Below are 17,209 nucleotides of genomic sequence, written 5' to 3' on the forward strand. Positions count from 1 at the left end.
TATATTTTCTATAATTGGTCTCACCTCGGTCGATTAGCTCAGTTGGTTAGAGCGCTACCTTGACATGGTAGAGGTCACAGATTCGAGTTCTGTATCGACCACTGAAAGAACCTCGCTTCTAGCGAGGCTTCTTTGTTTTCTAGACTTTTTTATTCATCTCTTTAAATTTAAAAGGGAGAAGGCTCTCCCTAATTACAGCCCCTGCTCGAGCCTGCTCCGCACACGAACATGGATTCGGCCTTCGGCCTCTAATGTTCGCTTAGCGGCCAGTCTCTCACCGGGTCTTCCATTACCCTTTCGCCTAAGGGCTCTGCCCTTAAAATCCTGTATAAAAAAACAAAAACCGCCTGAGAGGCGGTCTTTGTTCAGGAAGAAAAATCCTTTAATTACTTGGCGGCAGCAGCCGTATCAACGACTTCGACCTTAGCAGCGGCGGCGCTATCAACAGCGACGGCAACCGTAGAGTCTGCAGCGACTGCTGCAGCGCTGTCAGCAACAGCAGGAGCGGCGGTTTCAGCAGCGGGGGCTTCAACCTTTTCCACAGCAGCAGGTGCTGCCGGAGCGGCTTCAGCGGCCTTCGGAACCGGAGTACCGAAGAAGTTCACCTTGGCAAGGAAGATCATCATCACCCAGGAGAGGACGAGGCCGGAGAGACCCATCACGATACCGGTCTTAGCCATGCCGTTGGTGTCGGTGTAACCCGTAGCGTGGGCCAAGGCGTTAGGCGGAGTCGAAATCGGGAGGCTCATGCCGAGAGAGCTTGCAAAGGCAACAGAAACGAGCAGGGCGGTCACGCCACCGAGGCCAACGAGGTTGTCCTGGCAAGCAATACCCACGGCGCAAAGAATCGGAACCAAGAGCGTAGCCGTAGAGGTATGGCTCATGAAGTTAGCCATGAACAAGCAGATGATACCGCAACCGATCATGAGGGCGATCGGAGACCAGCTTGCAAACGGAATCGTCTTGATCAAGTGAGCGGCAAGGCCAGTAGCGTTCAGGCCAACACCCAGAGCAAAACCGCCAGCCACGAGCCAGAGCACGTCCCAGCTCATTGCGTTCAGGTCTTTCTTGGTAATCACGCCGGTCAAGGCAAACACGGCCATCGGGATCATAGCGATTGCGTTATCGTTAATGCCGTGGACACCCTTACCGGTCACCCACAAGACAACGCACACGACAAAGGTAATGTACACGATAATGGCCTTGGGGCTGGTATCAAACTTGCCGGCACCTTCGATGTTCAGGACCATTTCCTTCATCTTGATCGGGTAGATCTTGAGGAGCAAGAGCCAAGCAATCACCATCAAAATAATCACATACGGAATACCGAAGGCCATCCACTGACCGAAGCTCACCGGGTTAGCAACGAGGTCGCCACGGGCAACGGCGTCGTTCAAGGCGCCAAGGGCAATAGCGTTAGGAGGCGTACCGATCGGGGTACCCATACCACCGATGTTGGCGCCCAGCGGAATAGCGAGGGCAAAGGCAGCTTTACCGCGGTCATCTTCGTCGAAGAGCTTGAGCACCGGAGCGAGAATGGCAAGCATCATGGCAGCGGTAGCAGTGTTGCTCATGAACATGGAGAACACGGCGGTGATGAGCATGAGGCCAAGAAGCACGAACTTCGGGTTCTTGCCGAAGGGCTTCAGGAGCACGCGGGCAAGGTTCAAGTCCATCTTGTACTTGGTAGCGGCAGCAGCAAGGAAGAAGCCGCCCAAGAAGAGCATGATGATCGGGTTTGCAAACGTAGCCATAATGGACTTATGGCTGATCATGGTCACGCCGTCCACGCGGAACGGAGAGAGGGACGAGTCAGACATCGTCACGATCATGAGCACGATGACGAGCACCGAGGTAGACCAGATCGGGAACGGTTGCAGGATCCAGAACAGGGCCGCCATCACGAAAACGCCAATAACGCGGATTTCGAGCGGATTCAGGATTCCCATGGGGCTTGCGGCATCGAATCCGAGGGATTCGTAGGGCAAGAAGAGAGCGGCGATGGCGAGCACCGACGCGATGATGAACTTGATGAATTTAGCCTTTGTCATAGTGCGGCCAAATTTAGAAAAATGCCGCCCCTATGGCAAGATTATTAATGCACCGCCACCTTGCGGACGGCATGGTGGCCGCCGAGGGTCACGCGGAGCAGGTACAGGCCCGGTTTCGGGGCTGTAAGTGCGAGCGTGTTGTGGCCTGCGGTCGATTTGGCGCTATAGGTGGCGGCAACCCGGCCCTTAAAGTCCACCAGCTGCACACGGTAGCCGGCACCGGCCAAGTCGCTGGACACGTCGAATCCGACCCGGAGGGTGCCCGAAACGCGCTCAAAGCGCAGATTTTCGAGTTTCGAGGCGACGGTCCGGACTTCGGACGAGGTCACTTGGACGGTCGCCGTAGAGCCTGCGGCCTTGAGCAGGACCCTCAGGCTGTCCCCGGCACCCATTTCGGTCGTCTTTCCGTCAATCGTCACATAGACCCTCAGGCCCTTCTCGTTCAGGGCCTTTACGCCCTCGAACTTGAGGTAACCCACGCGGTCAGTCGTAGCGCTCAAGGCCAATTTCCATTCATAGCGGTCGTCTTCGGCACTCTTGATAGACTTGAGCAAAGCCTTCTTGCCCTCGACCACCGACAGGTTCACAAAGTCGCCCATGCCTGCAGGCGGTTCCAACCTTTCGTTAGCCTCGCCCACGCCAAGCACATTCCAGGAATCACTATGGCCCTTGGTGTCTTCAAGCACGGCCTGCAAAGTCCAGCTTTTGCGAGTCGCCTTCGCCAAAGCGGCCTTCTGCAAGCCACCCGCATTCACAGCCCCGCCAAACGAAGGTTTTACAGGGAAGCTAATCATAGTCTTGGTATCGGAACGCAGCCACACCGCTTCGTACGGTTCAAGCGTATCCACCGGGAGGAATCCGGCATCTGCAGACCACTTGCACATTTCAAGGGTATTCGGAGGCAGCACAATTCTCCAGCCATATGGGTTAGCCACCATATTCCAGCCGCTTTCCACTTCCCACACAATTTCGTGGGCACCCTGGGCCACGTTGCTACCCGTCACCGCATCCATGCGCAACACAAGCGGGCGGCCTTCCAAGGAATTGTACCACACGCCCTGCTGCGGGTTCACCACACCGCCATTGTACTTTTGGTATTTCCAGATAACGCCATATTCGGCAGATTCGTCCCAGTAATAGAACGCCATATTGTCGTTCCACACGATCGCACTTTGGTCTACATCCGAAAGCGAGAACATGCGCCAAGTATTCGGGGCAACGGCAATTTCGGCACTTACCCAGAACCAATCTGTATTAATCAACGTAGAATCGGTACCGTTCTTAAGAACCGCGTGGGCCATATATTTACCCGGCAACAGCGGATACACGTCCCAGTTGTAGGAGCTAGTGTCTGCAACACTATTAGTATACTGTTTAACCGTCATGCCCAAAGCATCAAAAAGCGTCGCATTCAATTCTGCAACATAGCCCGGTTTCACGTGCCATTCAAGATTCAGGCGCATTGCGTTTCCAGACAAGACCGGCTGCTTACGCTCCGACAATGTCACCGTGCCCTTGGGGCTTACCACCTGTTTCGGAACAGGAGAGAAGTAAGCCCTCATCGGCAAATAGCCCTGAATCGAATCTGCCAATTCATCTCCATCGGCAAGCTTAATGCGGCCATCAATCACAATGGAATCTAGCCTATACCCCTTCTGAGGTGCTGCACGAACCACCCAGGAACTGGCATAATCTTGCGGCAAAAGCATCGTGGAATCATCCGCAAAGGCATGCATCTTTTCGGAACCGTCGCCAGTGTCGATTTCGACAATTTTCACCGTCCCATGTTCCGTTTCCAGTTTCAGACGACGGTAATCCGCATTCGCCACGCAAGCATCTGCATCGCCCCACACCGCATACACAGCCTTTTCACTCGTCACCTTGGCAGTCAAGTCATCGCTTGCGATCGAATCACGGTCATAATCGACACCATCAGGCGATACAGACCACCCGAGCACGCACTCAGCCGGAGTATACACCCACTTAGGCAAATACGTGGTGCCGCGTTCTACCACGTGAAGCGTCTTCTTATCAGACTTATAGCCATAAATAACATCGTCGCGGTTCACTTTAACATCGACATCAATGAAGCCTCCGAACATGGCATACAGCGTATCCGTCACCCCTGCCGCAGGCGCAATCTTGAACGAAGTATCTCGAGGATTAAGCGGAATCGGCAATTCAGTTCCATCAGCCTTTTTCAACGTGAGCTTGGCAAGATCGTAATCTTTATTGGTTCGGACAGGCGTCACATACAGAGTCATTGAATCTGCGGAAACCGGAATTTCAAGTTTTCCGTTCTTGAATTCGTGTTTGAGGATCACGCTATCTTTCCCGAGTTTCCAGTACGACTGGTTCAGGGTAACCGTTCCATATTTGCCTTCGGCACCCGTTTTGTCAACCACCTTCAAAAGCACTTCGGCTTTTTCAACCGTACAGCCTGCATCCCAGGCTCCATACAGATCAAACGCGCCTGCATCTTTCGGGTTTGCGACTTCAAGTAGCGTGCCATCCATTTTTAGCGACGGCGTCAACACTGGATTATCAGCATTTTCAATCCAGCCGGTAAAGCAGGCGCTAGTCGAAAGAACACCCTCGGGGAGTTTTGCCGTTTCATCATTTTCACGGGAATAAGTCTTCGTCTTCTCAATCACAAACTTGTCCGTCAAGAATACGTTCGCATCCCCCGCATTTATATCGAAATTAACATTATACTGTTTCACAGTCAGCAGCGGCTTCACGCCCAAGAACATAGACGCATCCGGAGCCTTTTGAGGAACGACTATAGACAAGGCCTGTACCAACGAATCCAAATTCAACTTTTTATCGGCACCTAGTACAGTGGACCATTTCATTAACCGAAACGTACCACTTGTTACCGTTCCATTCACCTGAGTCTCAATCTCATATTCACTATGGAAATAATTCTTGGTGTCATCTCTATACTTATTCGCTTCGGAGCACTTCGCCGTTTGGCTTCCTTCGTTATAACATTCTTTAATCACGTCTGTGGATATTTCGTACAATCCGACCCAGAAATCAATATCCCAGCCATTCAACGTAAAACCACGTTCTGCCAGGCTGAATCCGTACTTCGAAACAATATCACCAGATTGCAAAGTTTTGGAACTTCCCAGTTCATACGAATCAATCTCTTTAAGTGTCTGATTTTTATTATAGCCGTATGTTGCGACATTGATTTTAGCGTTACTATCAAGCAAGCCGATTTCTACCTGCGGCAAGTAATTAGAGCTATTGTTTACATTAATCAGCTGATAGTATAACTGAATTTCTTCTCCATTTGTATTGTCTACATACGCTCTCAACGCCCTAAGAACATCCTCGAAATTATCCATTTGTTTTACAGCTTCCGAAATACCGCTTGCAAGAACATTTTGGCAACCAGTAAAGAACTTTGCGTTCGCCGGGCATGTATACGCTTGATATAAAACCAACCGGTATTTGGTATTGTTGTAATCCAAAACAGCCATCGGAACGATATCCATACTGGACAACTGGCGGACTTTTTCCACCTTCGGCCATACAAAAGTCACGTCATCCACATAGTTGTCCATTGACACGGGTGTAGGGGGTTTGCCAGCAGCCACCTGTTCCGGATCTTGTAGATAATAGGTCACCTTGATTTCACGGTCCGTCAAGCCTTTCGCTTTATCGTCTTTGGTAAAAGTTCGACTGAAATTATAAACACTGCCGGCACCATTGACGACCAAAAAACGGGGATCAAATTCGTCAAAGTCAGATCTCAAGCCCGATTTCAGCATACTATTTTTTTCCGTGTAGAGGTACAAGGAGCATTGTCCTGCTACGTAGTATTCCGGCAAATAAGGTTTTAAAGCGGCCTTGTCACCAGCCGACAACGCGTTATAATCTGCATCCGACAAACTTATCGCAAGTTTATATACAGTTTTATTTGACGAAATCACCGGCAAACTTGACGGTTCATTTTCCCAAGTTGCAGGGGCAGCATTAGACGTCTGCGTCGCATTCAGCACATACGTGAACAGGCGGGACTTCATGACATCGGCATCGACAACACCGTTATACGAATAATCACCACCTTTTGTATTCACTATAATCTTACCGGAGCCATCCTTACTCAAGACGCCAGAAACCGACAACGCCGAATCGCCTTTCAACTCATTACGGTAATTGAAGCAAATATTCAAATTTTCCGAGCACTTGTCTCTCCAATCCGATTTTTTCTTTCCCTGACCCGCGATTTGCAACGAGTCCACCGCATCAAGAATAGACATATCCATTGAGCCATAGTGAAAATTGTCCCTCACGCTAACGGTTGTTCCGGAATTTTCACTCACAAGAGTTCCTGCGACATACCCCCTAAAGATCCTGAAAGCAAAATTATTGCCAACAATAGTTTTAGCATGCAAATCACCAATAGAGGAATTGTTGCTTACATCTATGCTACTAAACCACCCCAAACCGATTTCGGCTCCCAAGGCACCCGCTGCAACCACCCCATTGTTAGCGATGTAGATATTGCCTTCGGCATGGTTTTGCAGGATATTGATATTTCCGCCACGAGTCACCGCATTACCCACCAGGTAACCAGCACAGACCGTATTTACCGTTTCGGCCGTAGTCATAATCAAGTTCGTTTCTTTCGCCTTGACACTGGTTTTCTTGACAAGGACATTTCCACTAGCATTGGTATTAGGACCGGGAACAAACGACACCTGTCCCAGAACTCCGCCTGCATAAACCGCGCCAGCGGAGGTTTTCATTTCTGCCGTCACCACATTATTTTCGGCATAAATATCAACAGGAGTATCATCCTCTTCACCAGAAACATATCCAACAAGCCCACCCATGCAGGCTTTGGAATTCAAATAATCCATTTCGCGATGCCAAGTCGCCGAAACATCAACCGTATCGTTCGACAAAGAAATCTGGCCCCTTAACCAATGCAATTCCCCAACAAGGCCGCCAAAAAAACGCGCTTTGTTGTTGCCACCCGAATGCACCGCCGAGTTCAAAGTCACCTTCGCATTCGCCAGCTTAAAATAGGACGCGCCCCTAAGAGAATTATTGTCAATATAAGCTCGTCCAAACAAGCCGCCCACCCAAAGGCCGCTCAAATCAGCCGACACACTTATTCTACCTAAGGTAAAACCGTCATCCTCTGCCGAAGGTTCGAAACGTCCCGCAACGCCACCGACATAACGATTCCCAACATATTCATAACCTGAAACACTCTTATAGACTTCTGAAATAGCATCAGGAACGTTCAGTTTCGACACCTCGATGCTGTCCATTACAGGATACCCACCGATATTTGCAATAACGCCACCACTTGCCGACTGCAGATTTTCAAGAGAGCCAACCGTCGAGTGACTTGCAATAACATCCTTAGTTATGCCTAAAGTCACATTCTGAATCTTAATTTTAGAAAGCGCAACCGCAGGGTTATCTCTGTCACTAGACGAAGCTCCAGAATATACAGCCAAAGCCGCGGTCTGCCAACCATACACCAGCGAATTGCTCACAGTCACATTCTTAAAGCTGACATTCGCCACCCTGTAAGCCACAACCGCCGCATCGAAGTTCGTCCCTGAAGTCACCGTCGCCTTGACATAGGCCATATCGAATGTAATATTTTGAACCTTAGAATTTTGCAGATCCCCGAAGAACGAAGCATTTATGTTTTCGGTAATATAGCAGAAATTCTTTATCGTCTTACCATTACCATCAATCGTCGGCTGGAACGCAAGCGGTCCAAAATTCATGGGAGCAAAAGTAGCGTCTCTACAAGTGATAACATCGCCTGTTTTTTGGTATCCACCAAAATCGATATTAGAATTAAAACGAATTACAAACCCGCTATAATCAGTCTTTGCAGAAGGATTTTTGGAAATATCCAATTTCGATTCAATCTCAGTCTGAAAAGCCTGTAAAAAACTTCCCCATGTCGTGTAGGTATTTGCAGTCGGCTTTGACGATTGAAGCTGTTCAATATCGCAAGTATAGACATCATCAGTAGACTTAGAACAACTAAACTTAAGCGGACGCGTTAAATCTGCAAAAGACTCCCCTACCAAAAGCAGGGTGCAAATCAAAAAAAGCTTCGCTATTTTTCCCATCATAGCCTCCAACAACGTTTATCCCAAACGCTACAAGTCAATAATAATTTTTTATGCAATAAAAAAGTAAGAACGAGTGCAAAAAAGGCGGGCCCCAGGCCCGCCTTTTGACAAGTGTCACATTTTTGCTTAAAATTCTGTGCGCTATTTCACAAGCACCTTGCCCGAGAGCTGTTGGCTGCCGACCTTGATTCTCACAAAGTACACGCCAGACTTCGGAGCATTCAGGCTAAACTGGTTCGTACCGGCGGTCGCCTTGAACTGGCCCGCAGCCACCTTCTTGCCATCGATTCCGACCACAGCGTAGCTTGCGCGTGCCCCGGCCAAAGCTTCGGGAGCCGTAAAGCCAAGCTGCAGCGTGCCACCCGCAAGGGTCGAGCCAAAGCCGCTGATCTTGGAAGATGCCACCACCGCATTGCTTGCAGCCACGCGGACTTCGACCTGCTTGGCGGACTTGGCGAGCGCCACATTCAGGGCCTTTTCGCTCGTAACTTCCGTCGTCACGCCATCTGCGGTCACAAACAGCTTGAGTCCCTGGCTGTTCAATTCCTTGACGCCTTCGAACTTGAGCTTGCCATCGCGGGCAGAGTTTGCGCTCACGTCCAGAATCCAGCTGTATTCGCTTGCGACAGCCTTGATGCTCTTGGCAAGCTTGGCACCCTTTTCGCTATTGCGGATTGCAAGCGACACGCGGTTACCCATGCCTGCAGGCGGTTCATCGAGCGATTCTTCGGCGCCGGCACCAATCACGTTCCAGGAATCCTGCTTACCGTAATCGTCGGCCAAAGAAACCGTCAAGCTCCAGGCGCCCTTGATACCAGCGGCATCCTTATGCATCGCTTTCTTCGTTTCGACATCGGAGGGCACCGCGCTAAGCTTGAATTCCGGAGCGGCAGGCATGCGCCAGGTGGTAGACTTGGTCACCTTCGCCCACACGGCTTCGTACGGGCCGACCACCTGAGGATTCGGGTCGTAACCGCCCTTCGTGGGGTCCCAGCGCCAGAAGGTCACCTTGGCACCGTTATCGGAAGAACCCTTCGTGAGGTTCACATTCCAGCCGTACGGGTTAGCCACCAGGTTCCAACCGCTGTACAGGCTATCGAGTTCCCACACGATTTCAGAATCCTTGGAGCCGGTAGATTCGCGGATCACCAACGGATTGCCAACGGTCGTACCGTACCAGAAGCCGCGAGTGGCATCGGTATTTTCGCCGTTAAAGGCGCGGTACTGCCAGTAATCGCCCACCGGGTTCCTTTCGTCCCACCAGTAGAACGAGGCGTCGTCGGCATTTACCTTCTTCTTGTCGAAGGCGGACAGCGAAACCATCTGCCAGCTACCCGGAGCAGCCGTAATCTGAGAGGCGACTTCAAAACGTCCGCTATATTCGGCCTGTCTTACCTTGTCACCCACCGTCAAGGTCACTTTGAACTTGCCAATCGGAGCAGGGGTCATTTCCCATTCACCGCCACCAACAACAGAGTTCGGAATATCCGTCTCCAGAATGACGCCGTTCTCACCCGTCACCACGATGTGGGCGACCGCAGTTTCATCGACGTTTTCGGTACCGAAGGTCAAGAGGATTGCATTGCCGGACTGTTCAATCGTCGGCTTCACAATCTTGATTTCGCCCGTATAGCTAGAGCTAGAGACCACCGGAGTGCTGCTGGAAACTTCGACAGAGCTAGACGATTCAGGCACAACAGAGCTCGAAGATTCTTCGACGCTGCTGGAGCTTTCGGGCACGCTCGAGCTAGACACTTCGACAGAACTCGAGGATTCCGGCTCGCTGCTGGAACTTTCGACAACCGAGCTCGAAGATTCTTGAATCTTTTCGTAGGTCGCCATCACATCCAGATTCTTGACAATCTTGTCGAACTTGCGGTCCCAACCGGTAAAGGTATAGCCTTCGCGCGTCGGTTCTGCAGGCGCCACGGCCGCAGCGCCGTATTCCACCATCTGAACGTCACCAATCTGGGATTCATCGTAATCCAAGAAGGTTACCATGTACTGCACCTTGATCGAATCGTAAACAGCCTTGTAGACGGCATCGCCCTTGACTCTGGTCACTTCAGGATCCCAGCCCACAAAGGTGTATACGTATTCAGCCGTAGCTGCGCGCGGTTTTTCCGGAATCGGAGACAACACAACCGCACCGTATTCAATGGAATCGCTTGCAACGAGCCCACCATCGAAATCCTTAAACACAATCCAGTACTTTTTCGGTTTGTACTCCGCCTTGATATTCAAGTTGTCCTTGACCTGCGTGTAAGACAAGTCACTCCAGCGAGCAAACTCATAGCCTTCGCGGGCCGGAGCCGTCGGAGCTTGAGCCGATTCCATATACTTCACACTCTGATCTTTACCAATCTGCGAACCGTCATAGCTAAAGAACTTGACCGTGTACACGTTAACGTCATACTGAGCTTCTACAGTCAGGTCACCCTGAATATTATGGAAATCCCTATCCCATTCGCCATTAAAGGTATGACCCTCGACCGGGTGATCTAGCACATCTTCTAAGGTCGGTTCGGGGGAATCTTCGCCAGCCTTCACCTGATATTGCTTAATAATATCCTGCTTATTCTTAGTCACAAAAGTGACCATGTAATAAACGGTTTCCGATTCAGGCTTAACGGGGTCATACAGGTCCTTAACCGCAAAGATCGGGAGGTCGCTGTTGCTGCCCTTCAAATAGCTCCACGCATAATCCGCTTCTTTGCTATAGGCGCTGTTCAAGAACCCAGCAAATTGGGAATTCTTTACAGACTTCTTCGTTCCGTTATGGTCGCCCGAAAGAGCATCCGTTTCTCCATTGCGGACCACATAGTGAATGTCGGCATCTGTAGCCCAATCCGTTGTTCCGGAATAACCCAGCTGGCCAAACGGAACCATAATGTTGGTATTGTCAATTTCGTCGTAATGGTACACCGACTTTACGCTGTAACCCTTGCTCGCCACCATCTTACCGAACAGGTAGCCCACCTTCTTTTGGTAGTCCGTATCGGCATCGCTATGGGTTGCGGTCACCGAGATTTCGCCAATACTAAAGGCATTGCGCAATTCCACTTCGACTTCGTTTGCGTTGGCGGCGCCCACAAGGCCACCGACCAAGAGCGCATTGCCGGAATGCTTGCCGCCCACCGTAATTTCGCCCGAAACGCCGACCCTGTTCATGAGGGTGATTTCGTTACAGACGCCGCACAAGCCGCCCACGTTGGTTTCTTGCCTGTTCGTGGTAGTGACTGCAGCACCTTCTTTCGCCTTGTAAGAAATCAGGTTTTCGTTGCGGGCAATCACGTTCTCGAACTTCACCGTCTTGCCGCCTTCGACCTTGGTAAAGCCGCCAAGAATGCCACCCACGAACACATTGTTCAAACTGTCTTCAACCACAATGGATCCATCGTAATACACGCTAGAAATTGTCGCGGGCTTATCGGCAACAGCGACACTTGCAAAGCCGATTACGCCTCCCACGAACACGCTGTCACGAGCCGGGGCACCATTATCTTCTTTTTCACCATCCACAGCTGTTTTGACCTTCGAGGTAATCTTGACAGAAGACGTATCGTTCACAATGCCCATGTCCTTTGCCTGGGCCAAGCAAGCGGACCCCACGATACCGCCCAAGTAGGCGTCACTATGCAAACCGTCAACCGCAGCTGCCGAAGCCGAAAGCGAAATGGAGCCTTCGGTTCTGGAATTCTTGACGCTCAAGAAGTCGGTATCCGCAGTGCTTCCGCTCGTGCAAGAGGCGCCATAACCGACAATGCCGCCGGCAAAGTACTGGTACTTGCCCGCCACCTGCAATACATCGGTCAAGTCAATGTCGGCGTAGCCATCCACAACCTGGAAAGACGTGTTCGTTTCTGTAGAATCAAAGCCCACAAGGCCGCCCACCGCGATTACATCAGTAGAAGAAGCATCGTAGATTTTACCGCTAAACTTGCTATTACTGAGAACGAATTTTCCGGTATTGGCGCTTGCACCGAACGCGTTCGACTTGAACACCGTCACTACGCCGAAAATGCCACCCATAGACGAGCCGCCCGAAATGCGGGACGGCAACACTTCGCTTTGCGCGCCGACCGTTTTAACGACCTGCAAGTTTTCATTGGTATTGCCAATCGTCTTGACAAAGCCCGCAATACCGCCCAAAGCGGACTTGTGGCCAACAGCCTCGTCGCGAACGTCAACCCAAATAGAATCGTTTATAAAAGTATTGTCGCCTTCGCTCGTGTCGCGAACGACAAAACCAACCAAACCGCCCAAGAATGCGTTATAACCAGTCTCACGCTTTAATTCGGCAGAACCGGCATAGCCTTCGGTAATGGCGACCGTATTAGAGACAGCAACGCCATCGCCTACGACATTCGAAAGAGTCGAATTGCGGACATAACCCGCAAGGCCACCTGCAACGGGCCCTTGGATTACGGCATTCGTAATACCGATGCTGTCGATCAGCGAATAGGTCACCACGCCCGCGATGGCACCCACAGGGTGGTAAGCATCACCCTTGGTGCTTTCGCCACTGACAATAATGCGTACGCCATCGAACTTGATGTTTTTGACAGTCGAGCGGTTAACGATTTTGAACAAGCCCACAGGTTCTTTCGCATCGGATGCTACATAGCAAAGATTTTTAATGTACTTGCCATTTCCGTTTAACATGGTGCTGTCAATAGCCGGGAACGGCACATGGTTTACGTCACACTTGCCCTCTTCAGTCGTGGCGGAATATTCACCCAAGTCGATATTGGTAGCGAGTTCAAGGGTCACGCCTTTGTACGTAACCGACTTGATCCAGTTTGTTTCAAGCATTTTGGCTAGGTTTTCGGGAGTAGCGGTAACACTGGCTACACAGCCATTGGTGGGAGTCCCCCACATACCCATGCCAGGCATCGCTACAGGCTTACAATCTTTGGCTTCTTGGCTAAGCACCAATATGGTGGTAGCATTCATGCCGTAACCATTAACCTGCGATTTCAGGTTAAAATAAGAGGTTGCCGCCACTTCGTCACCGGGTGCAGCAAAACCCATGCCGGTCCACGCCAGCATGGCAAACAAAAACAAACCGATTTTTGCTTTCATAAAACCCTCAACTATCTTCTTCTATATGTAAAAATACCTTAAAAATCCCCAAAAAGATAGGGGGGTACCCCCAAAAACCTAGTGTCTGTGACATGGAACAAACCGGGCTTAGGCAATCAAATCCCGCAAAAAGTGTGATTTAAATCAACTTATTGACAGTCAACGACTTACAAATATCGATTTATCCATAAAAAATTTGACTTTTCACCGTTTACCCTCTTGCGAATAGGCGAAACAATGTTATATTTAGATTACAAACAATTATATAAGGAGACACTCAAATGTTCAAGAAGATCGCACTCGTCGCAGCCATGGCTGCAAGCGCATCCTTTGCAACCTACACCTTCTTCCCGGTTGGCGACGCCAACAAGGGTGAAGTTGAAATCAGCGACATCTACTCTTGGCACGATCACTGGTCCATGAACCACATCAACCTGAGCGCCAAGTACAATGTCATCCAGAACTTGGAAATTTCTCTCCAGAACATCGGTTACCAGCTTTGGAACGAAGATGACCGTTGCGACGACGACAAGCTTGTCGGCTGCCCGGATAACGACGGTATCTACGCCATGACCCTCGGTGCCCGTTACCAGTTCATGCCGATCTTGATCGGTGCCTTGGACATTCATCTTCCGTTGACCTCCGAAGACGTCACCGGTAAGTACGACCCGTTCGGTCTGTATGCCGCCATCCAGTTCACCACCGAAATCGTTTCGAACTTGTGGATTGGCTCTGAACTCGGTTTTGACTGGGAATTCGAAGACGAAAAGTACGAAGAAGGCCTCACCATGACTATCCAGGCTGAATTGGACTACACCATCGCTTCCATCGGTCTTACTCCGTGGATTGGCCTCGAATTCGACAAGCAGCTTTCCAAGGACAAGTCTGACGGCCATGACGTTGACGGCACTGACGAAAGCCAGCTCACCTTCTGGGTCGGCGCTCAGTACGACATCAACCAGATGTTCGCTGTCAAGGCCAACTTCGCCATCTCTAACGGCGACCTCTATGGCGACAACAACACCCTCAAGGGCGCTCTCCTCATCCGCTTCTAATCGGTTGTAAACTGCTATTTACTGCCCCGGACTTTTGTCCGGGGTATCTTTTTTTTACACCCCCAACCAAGGTTCTTTTACTAAATTGTAATTCAAAACTTTTTCCAAGGAGTCTGGAATGTTCAAAAAAATCGCACTCGCAGCGGCTCTCGTCTCTAGCGCCGCTTTTGCAACTTGGGACTACTACCCCGTTCTCGAAGGTGGCAAGGGTTCCGTCAAAGGCAACCTCTATTACAACTGGGACCATGATTGGTCTAATGCCGGCCTCGGTATCGGTGTTCGCTACAGCGTCATCTCCAACCTCGAAATTTCCTTGCAGGATTGGGGCTACCAGTTCTGGGGCGAATGGGACTGCAGTGGCTGCGTGAACGGCGGTAGCGGCCTTCGCGACCTGACCATCGGCGCCCGTTATCAGTTCGACCCCATGTTCAGCGGTTTTGTAGACCTTGTTCTGCCCGTTGGCAACGACGATGTCGATTATAACGGCATCAGCCACACAACTCCTCCTTCTAGCGAAGAAATCGCCCTCTATTTGGGCGGCCAATTCAGCATGCCGATCAAGGAGGCTCCGGGTCTCAAGTTCGGAACCGAAGCCGGTTTGTTCTGGGGCTTTGAGCACGACAACTCTGAACGCGGTTTGGAATTGCACATGGGCGGCGAAATCGCTTATACCGTTCCGAACACCGAAATTACACCGCTCTTCGGTCTCCAGCTCAAGTTCCGCCTTACCGAAAGCACTTGGGAAGACAACGGCGTCGAAGTGGGTGGCGACGACGACGGCGACCACCAGATTATCATCTGGCTCGGATGCGGTATCTACGTGATCCCGAAACAGTTGGAAGTCACCGGCAAGCTCTTTGTTCGTAGCGGCGACCATGACAACATGGGCGGCGACGCAACCGGCCTGTACGTTGGCGCTGAATTCTACTTCTAAGTCTGATTTGTCATGCCGGGCTTGACCCGGCATCTCCTTTGTATTTGAAAAAAAGACGAGCATTCAGCCCGCCTTTTTTTTGTTTCATACTCTTCTAAGTTCTGCAGTGCCGAAGGCACGATCTAAGTTCTATCAACTATTTCACGTCGTATTCCGGAATCGGGAGGGATTCGCCGGCCTTCATGGCCTTGTCAAGCGCTGCGGACTTTGCCGGATCGAGCCACCAGTAAACCGGGATGGCGTCTTCGCGGTTAAAGCGGTCCAGCACCTTTTCAGGCGTGCCGTAACGGTTCCAGTAAAGAATGCGGTGATGGTCGCATTGCCACATGAGCACATACGGCACGATTTCGGCGAGGCGGTTGTCCAGCGCCTTCAGGATTTCGTTACGCTTCGCGAGGTCGAATTCCGTCTTCTGCAAGTTGATAAGGCTATCCACCACCTTGTCCTGCACGCCGGCGAGGTTGTTCGTGCCCTTTTGCAGTGCGGTTGCCGAAGACCAGCTTGCTTCCGGATCGCGGAGACGGCCTGCGCCCCAGTTCACCCAATAAAGGTCAAAGTCAGCATCGTCCAGGCGCTTGCGGAGCGTGCTCTGCGACATCTGTTCGATAGTGGCCACAACGCCCACCTTCTTCAAGTCTTCCTGGAAGAGCGTGAGGTGACGCAAATCTTCTTGGCTCGTGATAAAGTTGATGGCAAACGGTTTGCCATCTTTTTCGAGAACACCCTGGGCATTCACCTTGTAGCCAGCCTCAGCAAAGAGGGCACGGGCGCTGTCGGGGTTAAAGGTATAGAGTGGAGCCGTCGGGTTCTGGTTGTTTTCCCACAAGTCCGGGTAGTAGCTGTTCAGCAAGAAGTACTGGCCGAACATGTACTTTTCGTTCATGGCTTCGCGATTCAGGAGCATGCTCAAAGCGCGGCGCACGCGAACATCCTGGAACTGGGGCTTGCGCAAGTTGATTGCCATACCCTGGAAACCGATCGGTTCCTTGTTGAAGATGCGCTGCTTTACAGCCCAGCCTTTCTTGACGGCATCGAAGTCCGTCTGTTTCATCCAGATGCTGCTGGTGTAAATGGCGTAGGCGTTGAAGTCTTGCTTCTTGAAGGCTTCGAGGGCCTTCGTCTGGTCGTTCATAAAACGGTAGCGGATCTTTTCAAAATTGTACTTGCCGCGGTTCCAGTTCTTCTTGAAGCCCCACCAGTCGGCGCGGCGAGCAAGTTCTACATAGCGGTCTTCGCGGAAGGTCTTGATGATGTAAGGGCCAGAAACCACCGGGAAATCGTAGCGGATCTGGTTAAAGTCCTTGCCGGCCCAAGCGTGCTTCGGGAAGGCGAGCATGCCTGCGGCTTCCCAGAAGTTACCCCAGTGAGATTCCTTGGCGGTCATCCTGACCGTCAGGCTATCCACCACTTCGGGGCGGTCAAAGCGGCTAAGCCCCACCTTGAAAATCGGCGTCAGGTTCTTTTCATCCATGATGACGTCGTAGTAGAACTGCACGTCTTCGGCGGTAATCGCCTTGCCGTCGCTCCACTTGGCGCGCGGGTCCACATGGAAGGTAAACGTCTTGCCGTCTTCGGACACATTCCAGCTGTCGGCGAGGATTCCCACTTCGCGGTCTTCAGTTGAATGCAAACTTACGAGAGGTTCGAACATCATGCCCATGAGTTCGGCCGAGAAACTGTTGTAGTCTTCCCACATGTTAAAGGACTTGGGCATCGCCGAGCCCCAAAGCGTAATCGTTCCGCAGGGGCGGGCATCCTTCGAGGCAATCGGGTCGAACTCGCCCGTGGCCGTAGAATCCAGCGGGAGTTCCGGGCAGTTCAAGTCCGCACTTTTCGAGCCCGCGCTCTTGGAGGCACCAGACTCGTTGCAGGCGGTAAGAGAAAAAGCCATCAGCGCCGCAGAGACAATTGCTGCGCCATAAAAACCCATTCTATTTTTTTCGATTTTCATTTTAACTATCT

The 17,209-nt window shown here is 51.2% G+C and carries 6 protein-coding genes and 1 tRNA gene; 3 read left to right on the forward strand and 4 right to left on the reverse strand.

Features of this window, described 5'->3' with window-relative positions; all coding sequences use genetic code 11:
• The first annotated feature begins 27 nt into the window (after positions 1–27).
• Positions 28–101, forward strand: a tRNA-Val gene (locus B7989_RS07610).
• A gap of 285 nt (positions 102–386) precedes the next feature.
• Here the strand turns inward: B7989_RS07610 and B7989_RS07615 are convergent.
• The 3 genes from B7989_RS07615 to B7989_RS07625 form a co-directional block, all read right to left on the reverse strand.
• Positions 387–2,051 carry a DASS family sodium-coupled anion symporter gene (locus tag B7989_RS07615; protein ID WP_088627938.1) on the reverse strand — a complete coding sequence of 555 codons (1,665 nt, stop codon included), beginning with the start codon at positions 2,049–2,051 and terminating at the stop codon, positions 387–389.
• A 44-nt stretch (positions 2,052–2,095) separates the two neighbouring features.
• A complete protein-coding gene (locus tag B7989_RS07620) occupies positions 2,096–7,816 on the reverse strand; it encodes a hypothetical protein (protein WP_088627939.1) in 5,721 nt (1,906 codons plus the stop codon).
• A gap of 498 nt (positions 7,817–8,314) precedes the next feature.
• The gene (locus B7989_RS07625; protein WP_088627940.1) at positions 8,315–13,258 is read right to left on the reverse strand and encodes an InlB B-repeat-containing protein; all 4,944 of its coding nucleotides are present in this window, start codon (positions 13,256–13,258) and stop codon (positions 8,315–8,317) included.
• Between the two features lie 281 nt (positions 13,259–13,539).
• Between B7989_RS07625 and B7989_RS07630 the strand changes: the two genes are divergently transcribed.
• Together B7989_RS07630 and B7989_RS07635 are read left to right on the forward strand one after the other, a co-directional pair.
• A complete protein-coding gene (locus tag B7989_RS07630) occupies positions 13,540–14,313 on the forward strand; it encodes a transporter (protein ID WP_088627941.1) in 774 nt (257 codons plus the stop codon).
• 118 nt (positions 14,314–14,431) lie between these two features.
• Positions 14,432–15,247 carry a hypothetical protein gene (locus B7989_RS07635; RefSeq protein WP_088627942.1) on the forward strand — a complete coding sequence of 272 codons (816 nt, stop codon included), beginning with the start codon at positions 14,432–14,434 and terminating at the stop codon, positions 15,245–15,247.
• Positions 15,248–15,383: 136 nt separating this feature from the next.
• Here the strand turns inward: B7989_RS07635 and B7989_RS07640 are convergent, their stop codons facing one another.
• Entirely contained in the window at positions 15,384–17,198 is a 1,815-nt protein-coding gene (locus B7989_RS07640; RefSeq protein WP_233144308.1) for an extracellular solute-binding protein, read from the reverse strand.
• Positions 17,199–17,209: the final 11 nt, after the last annotated feature.

It is taken from the genome of Fibrobacter sp. UWB5 (assembly GCF_002210295.1).
Classification (GTDB): Bacteria; Fibrobacterota; Fibrobacteria; order Fibrobacterales; family Fibrobacteraceae; genus Fibrobacter.